Source organism: Halomonas sp. C10-5 (assembly GCF_057169305.1).
Genome location: NZ_CP175665.1, coordinates 2,871,467 through 2,888,470, shown reverse-complemented (window position 1 = coordinate 2,888,470; position 17,004 = coordinate 2,871,467). Strand labels below are relative to the sequence as shown.

The window sequence follows — 17,004 nt, the reverse complement described above, 5'->3', positions numbered from 1 at the left end:
CATGACCCAGACTCTCTCCGGCCCGCACACCCTCGAGGTGGCGCTGGGCAGTCGCAGCTACCCCATCCATATCGGTCCCGGCCTGCTCGGCGAGCCCGGCGCCCTAGCCCCCTGGCTGGCCGGCCGCCAGGTGATGATCGTCACCAACGAGACGGTGGCGCCGCTCTACCTCGAGTGCTGCCGCAAGGCCCTGCCGGACGACGTGGAGCTGCGCGAGCTGGTGCTGCCCGACGGCGAGGCCACCAAGAACCTCGAGCATGTCTCGCGCATCTGGGATGCCCTGCTCGACGCCGGCTTCAACCGCCGCTGCACCCTGGTGGCCCTGGGCGGCGGCGTGATCGGCGACATGGTGGGCTTCGCCGCGGCCTGCTACCAGCGCGGCGTGGCCTTCATCCAGGTGCCCACCACCCTGCTGGCCCAGGTGGACTCCTCGGTGGGCGGCAAGACCGGGGTCAACCATCCGCTGGGCAAGAACATGATCGGTGCCTTCTGGCAGCCCCGGGCGGTGCTGATCGACACCGATACCCTGGCCACACTGCCGCCCCGCGAGTTCTCGGCGGGCCTGGCCGAGGTGATCAAGTATGGCCTGATTCGCGATGCGGAATTCCTCGCCTGGCTGGAGCAGGCACTGCCGGCGCTGCGCGACCTTGCGCCCGCTGCCCTGGCGCGTGCCATCCAGCGCAGCTGTGCGCTCAAGGCGGAGATCGTCGCCGAGGATGAGACCGAGCAGGGCGTGCGTGCGCTGCTCAACCTGGGCCACACCTTCGGCCACGCCATCGAGGCCCATCAGGGCTATGGCAACTGGCTGCATGGTGAGGCCGTGGGCACCGGCATGCTGATGGCCGCCGAGCTCTCGGCACGCCTGGGCTGGCTCTCCGCGAATGACGTCGAGCGCCTGCGGGCCATCCTGCGGGCCGCGGGCCTGCCGCTGGAGGCCCCGGCCGAGATGGGTGTCGACGACTTCCTGTCGCGCATGCGCCTCGACAAGAAGAACGTCGACAGCCGCCTGCGCCTGGTGCTGCTGCGCGCCCTGGGCGATGCCTGCGTGGATGACGCCACGCCCGAGGAGACCCTGGCGACGCTGCTGGAGCAGTTTCCCCGCGGCTGAGCCAGCCTCCTTCCCCCTCTCCATATCCCTTTCTGATCAAAGTTACACCCGCGCTATCCCGGCGCGGGCGTGGCTCGTCTATGCTGCGGTGAGCAGCGCCGCAAGCCGACAGGAGGCGATCGATTGGCATGCCTTATGCGCTATCGGCATGGGGAAATTCGCCATAATCAGACTAAAGTCTAATGCTATTTCCTGTTCGTTAAACTTGCGTTTATGGCGTTTGCAAGTCGTTGAGTGGTGGGGTTTTTTGCCCTTAGGGTAGGTAGCAACTGTCGGATTTATCGACGGTTTCTCGGAAGGGGTGGGCGCGATCCCATTGCGCTGCAGCGCGGCCGCTGGCTATGCTGGACGCTCTTTTGCCATGCAGGTCGGCGCGGGGGTTGCGCCATCTCGGTGAAATAAAAAACCTTTAAAAATATCACGAGATTCCTGCCAAAAAAACCACTTTCCCGAGGCGCGCCAATGAACAGAGGTCTTCATCAGCCCGGCGAGTTCCGCGACAACTGCGGGTTCGGCCTGATTGCTCACATGGAGGGCCGCGCCAGCCACGAGCTGCTGCGCACCGCCATCGAATCCCTGACCTGCATGACCCACCGCGGCGGCATCGCCGCCGACGGCAAGACCGGTGACGGCTGCGGCCTGCTCCTGCAGCTGCCGGATGCCTTTATGCGCCAGGTTGCACATGAAGCCCTCAAGGTCGAGCTGGGCGAGCGCTACGCGGTGGGGGCGGTGTTCCTGCCCGATGACGATGCTCGAGCCGCCCACGCCGCGGAGGTGCTCGAGGGGGAGCTGCGCGCCCGTGGCCTGGTGATTCGTGGCTGGCGCGAGGTGCCGCTGGACTCCTCGGTGTGCGGCCCCATGGCCCTCGAGTGCCTGCCGCGCATCCGTCACCTGTTCGTGGAGCCGGGCAAGAACGGCAGCCCCGAGACCTTCGAGGTCGATCTCTTCATGGCCCGCCGCCTCGCCGAGCAGGCGCTGCGCGACGAGCAGGAGTTCTACGTCTGCTCGCTCTCCGAGAAGGTGCTCTCCTACAAGGGGCTGGTGATGCCGGTGGACCTGCCGGCCTTCTACCACGACCTCGGCGACGAGCGCCTGGAGACCGCCATCTGCGTCTTCCACCAGCGTTTCTCCACCAACACCGCGCCGCGTTGGCCGTTGGCCCAGCCGTTCCGGCTGCTGGCCCACAACGGCGAGATCAACACCATCGAGGCCAACCGCGGCTGGGCCAACTCGCGCAAGGAGAACTTCGTCTGCGAGCGGCTGCCTGACATCGCCGAACTCGACGAGATCGTCAACACCGTGGGCTCCGACTCCTCGAGCATGGACAACATGCTCGAGGTGCTGCTGATGGGCGGCATGGAGCTGCACCGCGCGGTGCGCATGATGGTGCCGCCGGCGTGGCAGAACGTCGAGCTGATGGACGCCGAGCTGCGCGCCTTCTACGAGTACAACTCCATGCACGTGGAGCCGTGGGATGGCCCCGCCGGGGTGGTGATGACCGACGGCCGCCAGGCGCTGTGCATGCTCGACCGAAACGGCCTGCGCCCGGCGCGCTGGGTGATCACCAAGAACGGCTTCATCACCCTGGCCTCGGAGATCGGCACCTACGGTTACCGGCCCGAGGATGTGGTGGCCAAGGGCCGCGTGGGGCCGGGTCAGGTGCTCGCCGTGGATACCGAGACCGGCGAGGTGCTGCATACCGACGACATCGACGAGCGCCTCAAGTCGGCCTATCCCTACAAGCGCTGGCTCAAGCAGGAGGCGCAGTACCTGGAGTCGGCGCTCACCGAGCTGGCCAGCTTCCATAACATGGATGCCGACGCCCTGGCGGTGGCCCAGAAGATGTTCCAGGTCAGCTTCGAGGAGCGTGACCTGCTGCTGCGCCCGCTGGGCGAGAGCGGCCAGGAAGCGGTGGGCTCCATGGGCGACGACACCCCCATGGCAGTGCTCTCCGCCAAGCCGCGCGTGCTCAGCGACTACTTTCGCCAGAAGTTCGCCCAGGTCACCAATCCGGCCATCGACCCGCTGCGCGAGGCGATCGTGATGTCGCTGGAGACCTGCATCGGCGCCGAGCGTAACGTCTTCAAGGCGACCCCGGAGCATGCCCACCGCATCATCCTGACCACGCCGATCCTCTCGCCGCGCAAGTTCACCGCCCTGGTGGAGCAGGAGGATCCGGCCTACGCCAGCCACCGGCTGCGCATGGCCTACGACCCCGAAAAACACGGCCTGCAGGCGGCCCTGCGCGAGCTCTGTCGCGAGGCCGAGCAGGCGGTGCAGGCCGGCAAGGTGATCCTGGTGCTCTCCGACGCCGACCTCGAGAAGGGCGAGCTGCCGATCCATGCTGCCCTGGCGGTGGGCGCCGTGCACCACCACCTGGGCCGGCTGGCGCTGCGCCCGCGCTGCAACATCGTGGTGGAGACCGGCTACGCCCGCGACGCCCACCAGATGGCGGTGCTGTTCGGCGTGGGCGCCACCGCGGTCTTCCCGTGGCTCGCCTACCAGGTGATGGCCGACATGCACCGCACCGGCGAGCTGGTCGGCAACCCGGCCGACGCCCGCGAGAACTACCGCAAGGGGCTGCAGAAGGGGCTGTTCAAGATCCTCTCCAAGATGGGCATCTCGACGCTGGCCTCCTACCGCGGCTCCATGCTCTTCGAGGCGGTCGGCCTCGACGACGAGGTGATGGCACTGTGCTTCCCGGGGATGGCTTCGCGCATCCAGGGCACCGGCTTCGCCGAGCTCCAGCTGCAGCAGGAGCTGCTCGCCCGCGACGCCTGGATCTCGCGCAAGGGCATCAGCCAGGGCGGCCTGTTCAAGTACGTGCACGGCCACGAGTACCACGCCTTCAACCCCGATGTGGTCAAGTCCCTGCAGGAGGCGGTGCAGGAGGGCAGCTACGCCAAGTGGAAGCGCTTCGCGGCGCTGGTCAACGAGCGTGATCCCGCTACGCTGCGCGACCTGCTGCGCCTCAAGCCGGCCGCAGAGCCCTTGCCCCTCGAGGAGGTGGAGCCGGTCGAGGAGCTGCTGCCGCGCTTCGACAGTGCCGGCATGTCGCTGGGCGCGCTGTCGCCGGAGGCCCATGAGGCGCTGGCCCAGGCCATGAACGAGTCCGGCGGGCGCTCCAACTCAGGCGAGGGCGGCGAGGATCCGGCCCGCTACGGCACCATCCGCTCCTCCAAGATCAAGCAGATCGCCTCGGGGCGCTTCGGCGTCACCCCGGCCTACCTGGTCAACGCCGAGGTGCTGCAGATCAAGGTGGCCCAGGGCGCCAAGCCCGGTGAGGGCGGCCAGCTGCCCGGCGGCAAGGTCAACGAGCTGATCGCCCGGCTGCGCTACGCGGTGCCCGGCGTGACCCTGATCTCGCCGCCGCCGCATCACGATATCTACTCCATCGAGGACCTGGCCCAGCTGATCTTCGACCTCAAGCAGGTCAACCCGGACGCCCAGGTCTCGGTGAAGCTGGTCTCCGAGCCCGGCATCGGCACCATCGCCACCGGCGTGGCCAAGGCCTACGCCGACCTGATCACCGTCTCCGGCTACGACGGCGGCACCGCGGCGAGCCCCATCACCTCCATCAAGCACGCCGGTTCCCCCTGGGAGCTGGGCCTGCCCGAGGTGCATCAGGCGCTGCGCATCAATGGTCTGCGCGACAAGATCCGCCTGCAGACCGACGGCGGCCTCAAGACCGGCCTCGACGTGGTCAAGGCGGCGATCCTTGGTGCCGAGAGCTTCGGCTTCGGCACCGCGCCCATGGTGGCGCTGGGCTGCAAGTACCTGCGCATCTGCCACCTCAACAACTGCGCCACCGGCGTGGCCACCCAGCACGACTACCTGCGCGGCGAGCACTTCCGCGGCACCGTGGACATGGTCAAGCACTACTTCCGCTTCATCGCCGAGGAGGTGCGCGAGCTGATGGCGATGCTCGGCGTGCGTAAGCTCACCGACCTGATCGGCCGCACCGACCTGCTCGAGGCGATCGAGGGGGTGACCGCCTCCCAGCGCAAACTCGACCTCACTCCGCTGCTCGGTAACGACCACGTGCCGGCGGATGCCCCGCAGTTCTGCCAGGCGAGCCGCAACGTGCCCCATGATCCGGGCGCCAAGAACCAGGAGGTGCTGGAGGCACTCAAGGAGGCCATCGAGCAGAAGAGCGGCGGCGAGTTCGCCTTCACCATCACCAACTGCGACCGCTCCGTAGGCGCGCTGACCTCCGGCGCCATCGCCAAGCGCTACGGCGAGGCGGGCCTCGAGGATGCTCCGGTCACCGCCCGCTTCACCGGCGTGGCGGGCCAGAGCTTCGGGGTGTGGAACGCCCGCGGCCTGCACCTCTACCTGGAGGGCGATGCCAACGACTACGTCGGCAAGGGCATGAACGGCGGCAAGGTGGTGATCACCCCGCCGAAGGGCAGCCGCTTCGAGAGCCACCGCACGGCCATCGTCGGCAACACCTGCCTGTATGGGGCCACCGGCGGCAAGCTCTTCGCCGCCGGCACCGCCGGCGAGCGCTTCGGGGTGCGCAACTCCGGTGCCCACGCGGTGATCGAGGGCGCCGGCGACCACTGCTGCGAGTACATGACCGGCGGCCTGGTGGCCGTGCTCGGCGAGACCGGGGTCAACTTCGGCGCGGGCATGACCGGCGGCTTCGCCTACGTGCTCGACGAGGACCGCTCCTTCGTCGACAAGTACAACCACGAACTGGTGGAGATCCACCGTGTGAATACCGAGGCCATGGAAGCCCATCGCCGCCACCTGCGCGAGATCATCGAGGAGTTCGTCGCCGAGACCGACTCGGCCCGCGGCCACGCCATCCTCGAGGACTTCAGCGACTTCATCCGCCACTTCTGGCTGGTGAAGCCCAAGGCGGCGAGTCTGAACAGCCTGCTGGCCCAATCCCGGCGTCAGCCGGAATAAGAGTCGGCGACAGCCGGAGTAGAGAGGTGGCTTCAGCCGGAACAAGAGCCGCCACCGGATCAGCCAACAGGCAGGTGCCCGCCCCGGCAGCCCGGGGCCAGGCCGACAGGACTTCCAGGAGAGAGAACATGGCAAACCGTCTGAGCAACGACTTCCAGTTCATCGACGTGGGTCGCCAGGACCCCGAGAAACGCGACGCCCGCACCCGCTCGCGGGAGTTCGCCGAGATCTACGAGCCCTTCAAGCCCCAGGAGGCGGCCAGCCAGTCGCACCGCTGCCTGCACTGCGGCAACCCCTACTGTGAGTGGAAGTGCCCGGTGCACAACTACATCCCCAACTGGCTGCAGCTGGTCAGCGAGGGCAACATCCTCGAGGCGGTGGAGCTGTGTCACAAGACCAACTCGCTGCCCGAGGTGTGCGGCCGGGTGTGCCCCCAGGACCGCCTCTGCGAGGGGGCCTGCACCCTCAACGACGGCTTCGGTGCCGTCACCATCGGTTCGGTGGAGAAGTACATCACCGACACCGCCTTCGCCATGGGCTGGCGCCCGGACATGTCTCAGGTCACCTGGACCGACAAGCGGGTGGCGGTGATCGGTGCCGGCCCGGCGGGGCTGGGCTGCGCCGACATCCTGGTGCGCAATGGTGTGAAGCCGGTGGTGTTCGACCGCAATCCCGAGATCGGCGGCCTGCTCACCTTCGGCATCCCCGAGTTCAAGCTCGAGAAGAATGTCATGGAGCGCCGCCGTGCGGTGTTCGAGGAGATGGGGGTGGAGTTCCGCCTGGGCGTGGAGATCGGCCGCGACATCACCTTCGACACCCTGCTCGAGGAGTACGACGCGGTATTCCTGGGCATGGGCACCTACAAGTACATGGAGGGCGGTTTCCCCGGCGAGAGCCTGCCCGGGGTCTACAAGGCCCTCGACTTCCTGATCGCCAACGTCAACCACTGCCTGGGCTTCGAGAAGGACCCGAACGAGTACATCTCCTTCGAGGGCCAGCGGGTAGTGGTGCTGGGCGGTGGTGACACCGCCATGGACTGCAACCGCACCTCGGTCCGCCAGGGCGCCACCAGCGTCACCTGCGCCTACCGCCGCGACGAGGAGAACATGCCCGGCTCGCGCAAGGAGGTGGCCAACGCCCGCGAGGAGGGTGTGGAGTTCCTGTTCAACCGCCAGCCCGTCGCTGTGGTGGGCGAGGGCAGGGTCGAGGGGGTCAAGGTGGTGCGCACCCGCATGGGCGAGCCCGACGAGAACGGTCGCCGTCGCCCCGAGGTGGTGCCGGGCTCCGAGGAGGTGATTCCCGCCGATGCCGTGGTCATCGCCTTCGGCTTCCAGCCCGACCCGCCCGAGTGGTTCGCGACGGCGGGGGTCGAGGTCGACGAGCGTGACAGGGTCAAGGCCGCGGAGCAGAGCGAGTTCGCCTTCCAGACCAGCCGCGAGAAGATCTTCGCTGGCGGCGACATGGTGCGCGGTTCCGACCTGGTGGTCACCGCCATCTACGAGGGGCGCCAGGCCGCCGAGGGCATCCTGGACTACCTCGGGGTGTAAGGCCTCGACGGTCCGAAGCCGCCGGTTTCGGTGGCTTCGGACCCCCGGCGCCGCTTGACTCATCGACTCTGTTAGCCTGCGGCGGGGCTATCATCCTGCTTGGGCTGCTTGGCACTGAAATTGAGCCATTCGTCGTATTCTGCTAGTCTGTCGTCCCATCCTGGCGCGGCTTCCTGCCGGGCCTACCGATCACGCTTCGACAGGTTCCTCATGACACGATACATCTTCGTGACCGGCGGCGTTGTGTCCTCTCTCGGCAAGGGCATCGCGTCGGCCTCGCTGGCGGCTATTCTCGAGGCGCGCGGCCTCAAGGTCACCATGCTCAAGCTCGACCCGTACATCAACGTGGATCCGGGCACCATGAGCCCCTTCCAGCATGGCGAGGTGTTCGTCACCGAGGATGGCGCCGAGACCGACCTCGACCTGGGCCACTATGAGCGCTTCATTCGCACCAAGATGACCCAGGGCAACAACTTCACCACCGGCCGGGTCTACGAGCACGTGCTGCGCAAGGAGCGCCGCGGCGACTACCTGGGCGGTACCGTGCAGGTGATCCCGCATATCACCGACGAGATCAAGCGTCGGGTGTACGAGGGTGGTGAAGGCTTCGACGTGGCGCTGGTGGAAATCGGCGGCACCGTGGGCGACATCGAGTCGCTGCCCTTTCTGGAGTCGATCCGTCAGATCCGCAGCGAGCTGGGCGCCAGCCGGGCGATCTTCATGCACCTGACCCTGGTGCCCTATATCAAGACCGCCGGCGAGACCAAGACCAAGCCGACCCAGCACAGCGTCAAGGAGCTGCGCTCCATCGGCATCCAGCCGGATATCCTGATCTGCCGCAGCGAGGTGGAGCTGGAGGAGAGCGAGCGGCGCAAGATTGCCCTGTTCACCAACGTGGAAGAGCGTGCGGTCATCCCGCTGCAGGACGCCGACACCATCTATCGCATCCCGCTGATGCTCCACGAGCAGGGCCTGGACGAGATCGTTTGCGACAAGCTGCGCCTGACGGCCGACGAGGCCGACCTCGGCGAGTGGGTGCACGTCCTGGATGCCAAGCTCAATCCGCTCAAGTCGATCAATATCGCCATGGTCGGCAAGTACATGGAGCTGCTCGACGCCTACAAGTCCCTCAATGAGGCGCTGATCCATGCCGGCATCCAGACCCGCGTGAAGGTCAACGTTGACTATATCGACTCCGAGGATATCGAGCGCCACGGCACCGAGCGCCTGGCCGGCAAGGACGCCATCCTGGTGCCCGGCGGCTTCGGCGAGCGCGGCGTGGAGGGCAAGATTGCCACGGCCCGCTTCGCCCGCGAGAGAGGCATTCCGTATCTCGGCATCTGCCTCGGCATGCAGGTCGCGGTGATCGAGTTCGCCCGCAACGTGGCCGGCTGGGAGGATGCTAACTCCACCGAGTTCACCCACGACACCCAGCACCCGGTGGTAGGCCTGATCACCGAGTGGCTGAGCCCCGAGGGCAAGATCGAGCTGCGCGATGCGGCCTCGGATCTCGGTGGCACCATGCGCCTGGGCGGCCAGGTGTGCCAGCTCAAGTCCGGCAGCAAGGCCCGCGAGGCCTATGGGTCCGACGAGATCGTTGAGCGCCACCGCCACCGCTACGAGGTCAACGAGCAGTTCATCGAACAGCTCGAGCAGGCCGGCCTGGTGGTCTCCGGCAAGAGCGTCGACAACTCCCTGGTGGAGGTGGTGGAGCTGCCTGACCACCCCTGGTACATCGCCTGCCAGTTCCACCCGGAGTTCACCTCCACGCCCCGCGATGGCCATCCGCTGTTCACCGGCTTCGTCAACGCGGCGCTGGAGCACAAGGCGGCGCGCACCCGCGCCCAGTCCTCTCACCAGGAGTGAAGCGGATGACCACGCCCGAGAGAACCATCGAGATTGCCGGCCTGAAGGCCGGCAATTCGTTGCCGCTGATGCTGTTCGGCGGCATGAACGTGCTGGAGTCCCGTGAGCTGGCCCTGGAAGTGGCCGAGGCCTATGTCGAGGTCACCGGTCGGCTCGGCATGCCCTACGTGTTCAAGGCCAGCTTCGACAAGGCCAACCGCAGCTCCATCCACTCCTTCCGCGGCCCCGGTCTCGAGAAGGGGCTCGAGATACTGGCCGAGGTGAAGTCGCGCTTCGACGTGCCGATCATCACCGATGTCCACGAGCCCTGGCAGGCCGAGCCGGTGGCCGAGGTGGCCGACGTGATCCAGCTGCCGGCCTTCCTGGCCCGCCAGACCGACCTGGTGGTGGCCATGGCCAGGACCGGGGCGGTGATCAACATCAAGAAGCCGCAGTTCCTGGCGCCCCACGAGATGCGCCATATCGTTCGCAAGTGCGAGGAGGCCGGCAACGACAGGGTGATCCTCTGCGAGCGTGGCTCCAGCTTCGGCTACAACAACCTGGTGGTCGACATGCTCGGCTTCGGCGAGATGAAGCAGAGTGGCCTGCCGGTGTTCTTCGATGTGACCCATTCGCTGCAGCGCCCCGGCGGGCGCGCCGATAGCGCTGATGGTCGCCGCGCCCAAGTGGCGGAGCTGGCCCGGGCGGGTGTTGCCGTGGGGCTGGCGGGGCTGTTCCTTGAGGCCCACCCCGACCCCGACAACGCCAAGTGCGATGGGCCCTGCGCTTTGCCGCTGGATCGCCTCGAGCCCTTCCTTGCGCAGCTCAAGGCCCTCGATGACCTGGTGAAGGGCTTCGCGCCGCTCGAGATCCAATAACATCCCAACGCTGACACCACAGAGGAAGACTCGCATGACCAAGATCGTCGATATCCGTGCCCTCGAGGTACTCGATTCCCGCGGCAATCCCACCGTCCAGGCCGAAGTGCGCCTGGAGAGCGGTGCCGTGGGCGTGGCCTGTGCCCCCAGCGGTGCCTCCACCGGCTCCCGCGAGGCGCTCGAGCTGCGCGACGGTGACAAGGCTCGCTACCTGGGCAAGGGCGTGCTGAAGGCGGTGGCGGCCGTCAATGGTGCCATCCGCGAGGCGCTCGTCGGTATGGACGCCCGTGACCAGCGCGGCCTCGACGATGCCATGCTGGCCCTCGACGACACCGACAACAAGGCCAAGCTTGGCGCCAACGCAATCCTGGCGGTGTCGCTGGCCGCTGCCAAGGCCGCGGCCAACGCCAAGGGCGTGCCGCTCTATGCCCATATCGCCGAGCTCTACGGTCAGCCGGGTCAGTACCAGATGCCGGTGCCGATGATGAACATCCTCAACGGCGGCGAGCATGCCGACAACAACGTCGATATCCAGGAGTTCATGGTCCAGCCGGTGGGCGCGCCCAACTTCCGAGAGGGCCTGCGTGTGGGCGCCGAGATTTTCCATGCCCTGAAGAAGGTGCTCTCCGCCAAGGGGCTCTCCACCTCGGTGGGCGACGAGGGCGGCTTCGCCCCCAACCTGGCCTCCAACGCCGAGGCGCTGGCGGTGATCAAGCAGGCGGTGGAAGATGCCGGCTACACCCTGGGTCGCGACGTGACCCTGGCGCTGGACTGTGCCTCTTCCGAGTTCTTCAAGGATGGCCAGTACAACCTGGCCGGCGAGGGCAAGTCATTCGACGCCGCCGGCTTCGTCGACTACCTGGCCGAGCTGTGTGACCAGTACCCCATCGTCTCCATCGAGGATGGCATGGACGAGTCCGATTGGGAGGGCTGGAAGGCGCTGACCGACAAGCTGGGCGACAAGGTACAACTGGTGGGTGACGACCTCTTCGTAACCAACACCCGCATCCTCAAGCGCGGCATCGACGAGCAGATCGGCAACTCCATCCTAATCAAGTTCAACCAGATCGGTTCGCTCTCCGAGACCCTGGACGCCATTCGCATGGCCCAGGACGCCGGCTTCACCGCGGTGATCTCCCACCGCAGTGGCGAGACCGAGGACACCACCATCGCCGACCTGGCCGTGGGCACCTGTGCCGGGCAGATCAAGACCGGCTCGCTGTGCCGCTCCGACCGCGTGGCCAAGTACAATCGCCTGCTGGTCATCGAGAACGAGCTGGGTGACGGCGTGGCCTACCCGGGCCTGTCGGCGATCAAGGGTCAGTAATTCCGTGTAGGAAATCGCCTACACTTCGTGTAAGTGATATCCGACATGGCGACGAGGAGGCCGGCACCATGGCGTGCCGGCCTCCTTTCTATCTGGTTGAAATTCAAGCGCTATTTCAGAAAGGGTGGCGCCCTGCAGGAGAGGCGTCCTGCGTGGGCGGCGCGCCCCGGGTGCTTGTGCCCGCGCCAGGCTCTGCCAGAATGTGCAGCAGGACGAGGAGGCAAGGAGCAGTGCCTTCGGCAGGATGCAACGGGATGCTGAGTGATACGCCAGGTGCGGCAGGAAGCCGCCTCCGGGCATGGAGGTTATCACGGGAGTCCGGGTGGAAGGAGCCACCCTTGGAATTGCTTGGAGCTGGCGGCCCCTGGGCCGCCTTTTTCCTTGTGTGGTGTTCTCCTCCTTCCGCCCGGTGGTAGGGCAGAAGCGACAGCGCCGACCGTCGAGAGACGGTCGGCGCTGTCGTTATCGGGTGGGCCAGCGGGGCGTTGGTCTCAGCGCTCCAGCAGGTCGAGCTTGCCCGGCTTGCCGTCCCACTCCTCGGCGTCGGGCAGCGGGTCCGTCTTCTCGCTGATATTGGGCCACACTTCGGCCAGTTCGGCGTTGATCTCGATGAACGGCTCCTGGCCGTCAGGCAGCTCATCCTCCGAGAAGATCGCCTCGGCGGGACACTCCGGCTCGCACAGGGCGCAGTCGATGCACTCGTCGGGGTGGATCACCAGGAAGTTGGGGCCCTCGTAGAAGCAGTCCACCGGACACACCTCGACGCAGTCGGTGTACTTGCATTTGATGCAGTTCTCGGTGACGACGAATGTCATGCCGTTCTTCCCTCCTCGTGGCCGGCCGCGTCTGGGGCTGCGACCACTATGAATATTAAAAGGTAATAAAAATAAGTTTTCTTATTCTAACGTGTCCGGAGATTCGTCCATTCTAGTCGCCGCCGCCAGGCCGCCGCAAGCGAGGGCGCTGCCTCTTAAAGCGTTTCCCGCCAGCGGTAGAGCAGCTCCAGCGCCTGGCGCGGAGTCAGGTCGTCGAGGCTGAGGCCGCCGAGCTCCTCCACCAGCGGGTGCGGCGTGCTGGCAAAGAGGTCGTTCTGCAGCGGTGCCACCACTGCACCGCCATCGCTGCGCGCCGGGCGACTGCCCTGGTCGACCTCCTGCTGTTCCAGCTGGGCGAGCTTCTCCCGGGCTCGGGCGATCACTCCCTGGGGCACCCCGGCGAGCTGCGCCACCTGCAGACCGTAGCTCTGGCTGGCTGGACCTTCCTCCACCCGGTGCATGAAGACGATGCCGTCCCTGTGCTCTGCCGCGGTGAGGTGCACGTTGGCCACCCCCTCGGCCTGCTCGGGCAGGGCGGTCATCTCGAAGTAGTGGGTGGCGAACAGGGTAAAGGCGCGGGTGCGGGTCAGGTGCTCGGCGCTGGCCCAGGCCAGCGAGAGGCCATCGAAGGTGCTGGTACCGCGGCCGATCTCGTCCATCAGCACCAGGCTTTCGTCGGTGGCATTGTGCAGGATGCTGGCGGTCTCGGTCATTTCCACCATGAAGGTGGAGCGTCCGCCGGCCAGGTCATCCGAGGAGCCGATGCGGGTAAAGATCCGATCCACCGGGCCGATCTCCGCCTCGTCTGCCGGCACGAAGCTGCCGGTGTGGGCGAGCAGCACGATCAGCGCTGCCTGGCGCATATAGGTGGACTTGCCGCCCATGTTGGGGCCGGTGATCACCAGCATGCGGCGGTCGTCGCCCATCATCAGGTCGTTGGGCACGAAGGGAGCGTCGGAGACTCGCTCCACCACCGGGTGGCGACCGCCACGGATGGCGATGCCCGGGGCCTCGGCCAGGCGTGGACGCACGAACTCCAGGGCGCGAGCGCGCTCGGCGAAGGTGCACAGCACGTCCAGTGTCGCCAGTGCCCGAGCGCTGGCCTGGAGGGCGTCGAGCTCGGCGTTGAGGGTGTCGAGGAGTCCCTCATAGAGCAGCTTCTCCCGGGCGAGTGCCCGGGACTTCGCCGACAGTGCCTTGTCCTCGAACTCCTTGAGCTCGGGAATGATGAAGCGCTCGGCGTTCTTCAGTGTCTGGCGACGGATATAGTCCGCCGGGGCCTCCTTGGCCTGGGCGCGGGGGATCTCGATATAGTAGCCGTGGACCCGGTTGTAGCCGACCTTGAGGCCGGGCAGGCCGGTGCGTTCCCGCTCGCGGGTCTCCAGCCTCACCAGGTAGTCGCCGGCGTGCTCGGCCAGCCCGCGATGCTCGTCAAGCTCGGCATCGTAGCCCTCGGCAAGCACTCCACCGTCGCGGATCACCACCGGCGGGTTCTCCACCAGGGCGCGGTTCAGGGTGTCGGCGAGCTCGGGATAGGGGCGGACATGACGCTTCAGCTCGTCCAGGGTGGAGCCCTCGGGGTAGTCGGCCAACCGTGCCTCGAGGTCGGGTAGGGCGTTGAAGGCGTCGCGCAGCCGGGCCAGGTCCCGTGGGCGGGCACTGTAGAGGGCCACCCGGGCCAGGATGCGCTCCACGTCGCCGATCGCCTTGAGGTCGTCGCGCAGCACCTCGAAGCCGTCTGCCTCCAGCAGCAGTGTCACGGCGCTCTGGCGCGCCTGGATGCGCTCACGGTCACGCAGCGGGCGGTTGAGCCAGCGCTTGAGCAGCCGCGAACCCATGGCGGTGGCGGTGGTGTCGAGCACGCTGGCCAGGGTGTTGTCGCCGCTGCCACCGAGGTTGACGTCGATCTCCAGGTTGCGACGGCTGGCGGCGTCGATCACCACCGCGTCGTCGCGGCTCTCCACGCCGATGGCGGTGACGTGGGGCAGGCGCGAGCGCTGGGTGTCCCGGACGTACTCGATCAGGACCCCGGCGGCGGTGATGGCGGCCTCCAGGTGGGCGCAGCCGAAGCCGCGCAGGTCCTGCACCTGGAACTGGTCGCAGAGCAGGCGGGTGGCGCTCTCCGGGTCGAACAGCCAGTCGCTCTGGCGGCGCAGGCCGCGGCGCCCCTCCAGGGCCGGCGGCAGGGAGAGGCTCTCGGCCACCAGCAGTTCGGCCGGGTCGAGGCGCTGGAGCTCGGCGAGCATCTCGCCTTCGCCCTCCACTTCCAGCACGCTGAAGCGTCCGCTGGAGAGCTCCAGCCAGGCCAGGCCGATGCGCTCGCCGGCGGCATGCACGGCCACCAGCAGGTTGTCACGGCGGGCATCCAGCAAGGCTTCGTCATACAGGGTACCGGGGGTGACGATGCGCACCACGCGGCGCTCCACCGGGCCCTTGCTGGTGGCGGGATCGCCGATCTGTTCGCAGATCGCCACCGATTCGCCGGCGGCCACCAGGCGCGCCAGGTAACCCTCGGCGCTATGGTAGGGCACCCCGGCCATGGGGATCGGCTGCCCGGCGGACTGGCCGCGCTGGGTCAGGGTGATGTCGAGCAGCGCCGCGGCGCGCCTGGCGTCATCGAAGAACAGCTCGTAGAAGTCGCCCATGCGATAGAAGAGCAGCACCTCCGGGTGCTCGCGCTTGATCTTCAGGTACTGGGCCATCATCGGCGTATGCTGGGCGCTGGCCTGGGACATGGCGATCTCTGGGCTCCTGGTCTCGTTGAGCGGTCGTCGGAGGCGCACGCGAATCGGCTGCGCCTGCATCCCCTCGGCAAAGGCAGTATTCTACGCAGATGGTCCTGCCTCGTCAGGCATGCCTTCGATCCACCGTGCAGGAGTCCTCACCATGTCCCACTCTGCCGCCAGCCTCGCCAACCTCGACCTGTCCACCCTGGCCGAGCGCCTGGGTCGCCTGTGCCGAGACCGAGGGGTGACAATCACCTGCGCCGAATCCTGTACCGGCGGCGGGGTGGCCAGCGCCATCACCTCGGTGGCCGGCAGCTCAGACTACTTCGAGACCGGCTACGTCACCTACTCCAACGCCGCCAAGACCCGCCTGCTGGGCGTGGAGGGGGCACTGCTCGACGCGCATGGCGCGGTCAGCCGCGAGGTGGTGGAGGCCATGGTGCGTGGCGCCTGCCGTGACAGCGGCGGCGATCTCGGCGTGGCGATCAGCGGCGTGGCCGGCCCGGGCGGTGGCAGCGCCGACAAGCCGGTGGGTACCGTGTGGCTGGCGTGGGGTGACGCCGAACACGCCGAGGCGGAGTGCCATCGCTATCCCGGCGATCGCCGGGCGGTGCGCGAGCAGGCGGTGCGCGAGGCGCTGGTGGGGCTGGTGCGACGTCTCGAGGCGCGCTGAGGTCGCCGCTCGCCCAGGAACAATTTTCGCTGGCCGAGCGCGCCATTTTTCTCCATACTACTGGTCAGTCATACAGTATCAGAAACCCAGATTGAGGAGGCCCGTGATGGCTCAGGAAGACAACCGTTCCAAGGCGCTGGAAGCCGCCCTTTCCCAGATCGATCGCCAGTTCGGCAAGGGCACCGTGATGCGCCTGGGTGACGCCCCGCGCGTGGTGATGCCCTCGGTCTCCACCGGTTCGCTGGGCCTGGATATCGCGCTGGGCATTGGCGGCCTGCCGCTGGGCCGGGTGGTCGAGATCTTCGGCCCCGAGTCCTCGGGCAAGACCACCCTGACCCTGTCGGTGATCGCCCAGGCCCAGAAGCAGGGCAAGACCTGCGCCTTTATCGACGCCGAGCATGCCCTGGACCCGAGCTATGCCGAGAAGCTCGGCGTCAACCTGGATGACCTGCTGGTCTCCCAGCCCGACACCGGCGAGCAGGCCCTGGAGATCTGCGACATGCTGGTGCGCTCCGGCGGCGTCGACGTGATCATCATCGACTCGGTGGCTGCGCTGACCCCGCGGGCCGAGATCGAGGGCGAGATGGGCGACTCCCACGTCGGCCTGCAGGCGCGCCTGATGTCCCAGGCCCTGCGCAAGATCACCGGCAATATCAAGAACGCCAACTGCATGGTGGTGTTCATCAACCAGATCCGCATGAAGATCGGCGTGATGTTCGGCAGCCCCGAGACCACCACCGGCGGCAACGCCCTGAAGTTCTACTCCAGCGTGCGCCTGGATATCCGCCGCACCGGCTCGGTGAAGCAGGGCGACGAGGTGACCGGCAACGAGACCCGCGTCAAGGTGGTCAAGAACAAGGTCGCGCCGCCTTTCCGCCAGGCCGAGTTCCAGATCCTCTACGGCAAAGGAATCTACCATGCCGGAGAGGTGGTCGACCTGGGCGTGCAGTGCAAGCTGATCGACAAGGCGGGCGCCTGGTACAGCTATCAGGGGAACAAGATCGGCCAGGGCAAGGCCAATGCCGCCCAGTTCCTCGAGGACAACCCGGCGGTGATGGAGGAGATCGAGAGCCAGATCCGCGCCCAGCTGCTCGCCCCGGTGGAGCCCAGGAAGGAGGCCGAGGAGGCTGCCCTGCCGGCCGGCGACGAGCAGGACGACGACCTGCTGTAA

At 67.1% G+C, this 17,004-nt stretch carries 10 protein-coding genes; 8 read left to right on the top strand and 2 right to left on the bottom strand.

Annotated elements, in window-relative coordinates; all coding sequences use genetic code 11:
- The first annotated feature begins 1 nt into the window (after window position 1).
- The 6 genes from aroB to eno all read left to right on the top strand — a co-directional run bounded on the left by aroB (window position 2) and on the right by eno (window position 11,619).
- Entirely contained in the window at window positions 2-1,108 is a 1,107-nt protein-coding gene (gene aroB, locus ACJ7IV_RS13455) for a 3-dehydroquinate synthase (protein ID WP_483864822.1), read from the top strand.
- A gap of 462 nt (window positions 1,109-1,570) precedes the next feature.
- Entirely contained in the window at window positions 1,571-6,022 is a 4,452-nt protein-coding gene (gene gltB, locus ACJ7IV_RS13450) for a glutamate synthase large subunit (RefSeq protein WP_483864821.1), read from the top strand.
- Between the two features lie 128 nt (window positions 6,023-6,150).
- Complete coding sequence (locus ACJ7IV_RS13445; protein WP_483864820.1) at window positions 6,151-7,569, top strand: FAD-dependent oxidoreductase; 1,419 nt, start codon at window positions 6,151-6,153, stop codon at window positions 7,567-7,569.
- Between the two features lie 210 nt (window positions 7,570-7,779).
- Window positions 7,780-9,435 carry a CTP synthase gene (locus tag ACJ7IV_RS13440; RefSeq protein ID WP_483864819.1) on the top strand — a complete coding sequence of 552 codons (1,656 nt, stop codon included), beginning with the start codon at window positions 7,780-7,782 and terminating at the stop codon, window positions 9,433-9,435.
- Between the two features lie 5 nt (window positions 9,436-9,440).
- On the top strand, window positions 9,441-10,292 hold the full coding sequence (kdsA, locus tag ACJ7IV_RS13435) for a 3-deoxy-8-phosphooctulonate synthase (protein WP_483864818.1): 852 nt from the start codon (window positions 9,441-9,443) through the stop codon (window positions 10,290-10,292).
- Between the two features lie 34 nt (window positions 10,293-10,326).
- On the top strand, window positions 10,327-11,619 hold the full coding sequence (eno, locus tag ACJ7IV_RS13430) for a phosphopyruvate hydratase (RefSeq protein WP_483864817.1): 1,293 nt from the start codon (window positions 10,327-10,329) through the stop codon (window positions 11,617-11,619).
- A 491-nt stretch (window positions 11,620-12,110) separates the two neighbouring features.
- On the opposite strand, the gene fdxA is transcribed toward eno, so the two are convergent.
- Entirely contained in the window at window positions 12,111-12,434 is a 324-nt protein-coding gene (fdxA, locus tag ACJ7IV_RS13425; RefSeq protein ID WP_213312115.1) for a ferredoxin FdxA, read from the bottom strand.
- Window positions 12,435-12,589: 155 nt separating this feature from the next.
- Window positions 12,590-15,169 carry a DNA mismatch repair protein MutS gene (mutS, locus tag ACJ7IV_RS13420; protein ID WP_483864816.1) on the bottom strand — a complete coding sequence of 860 codons (2,580 nt, stop codon included), beginning with the start codon at window positions 15,167-15,169 and terminating at the stop codon, window positions 12,590-12,592.
- Between the two features lie 151 nt (window positions 15,170-15,320).
- Between mutS and ACJ7IV_RS13415 the strand changes: the two genes are divergently transcribed.
- Together ACJ7IV_RS13415 and recA are read left to right on the top strand one after the other, a co-directional pair.
- Window positions 15,321-15,833 carry a CinA family protein gene (locus tag ACJ7IV_RS13415; protein WP_483864815.1) on the top strand — a complete coding sequence of 171 codons (513 nt, stop codon included), beginning with the start codon at window positions 15,321-15,323 and terminating at the stop codon, window positions 15,831-15,833.
- 106 nt (window positions 15,834-15,939) lie between these two features.
- Window positions 15,940-17,004 carry a recombinase RecA gene (recA, locus tag ACJ7IV_RS13410; RefSeq protein WP_483864814.1) on the top strand — a complete coding sequence of 355 codons (1,065 nt, stop codon included), beginning with the start codon at window positions 15,940-15,942 and terminating at the stop codon, window positions 17,002-17,004.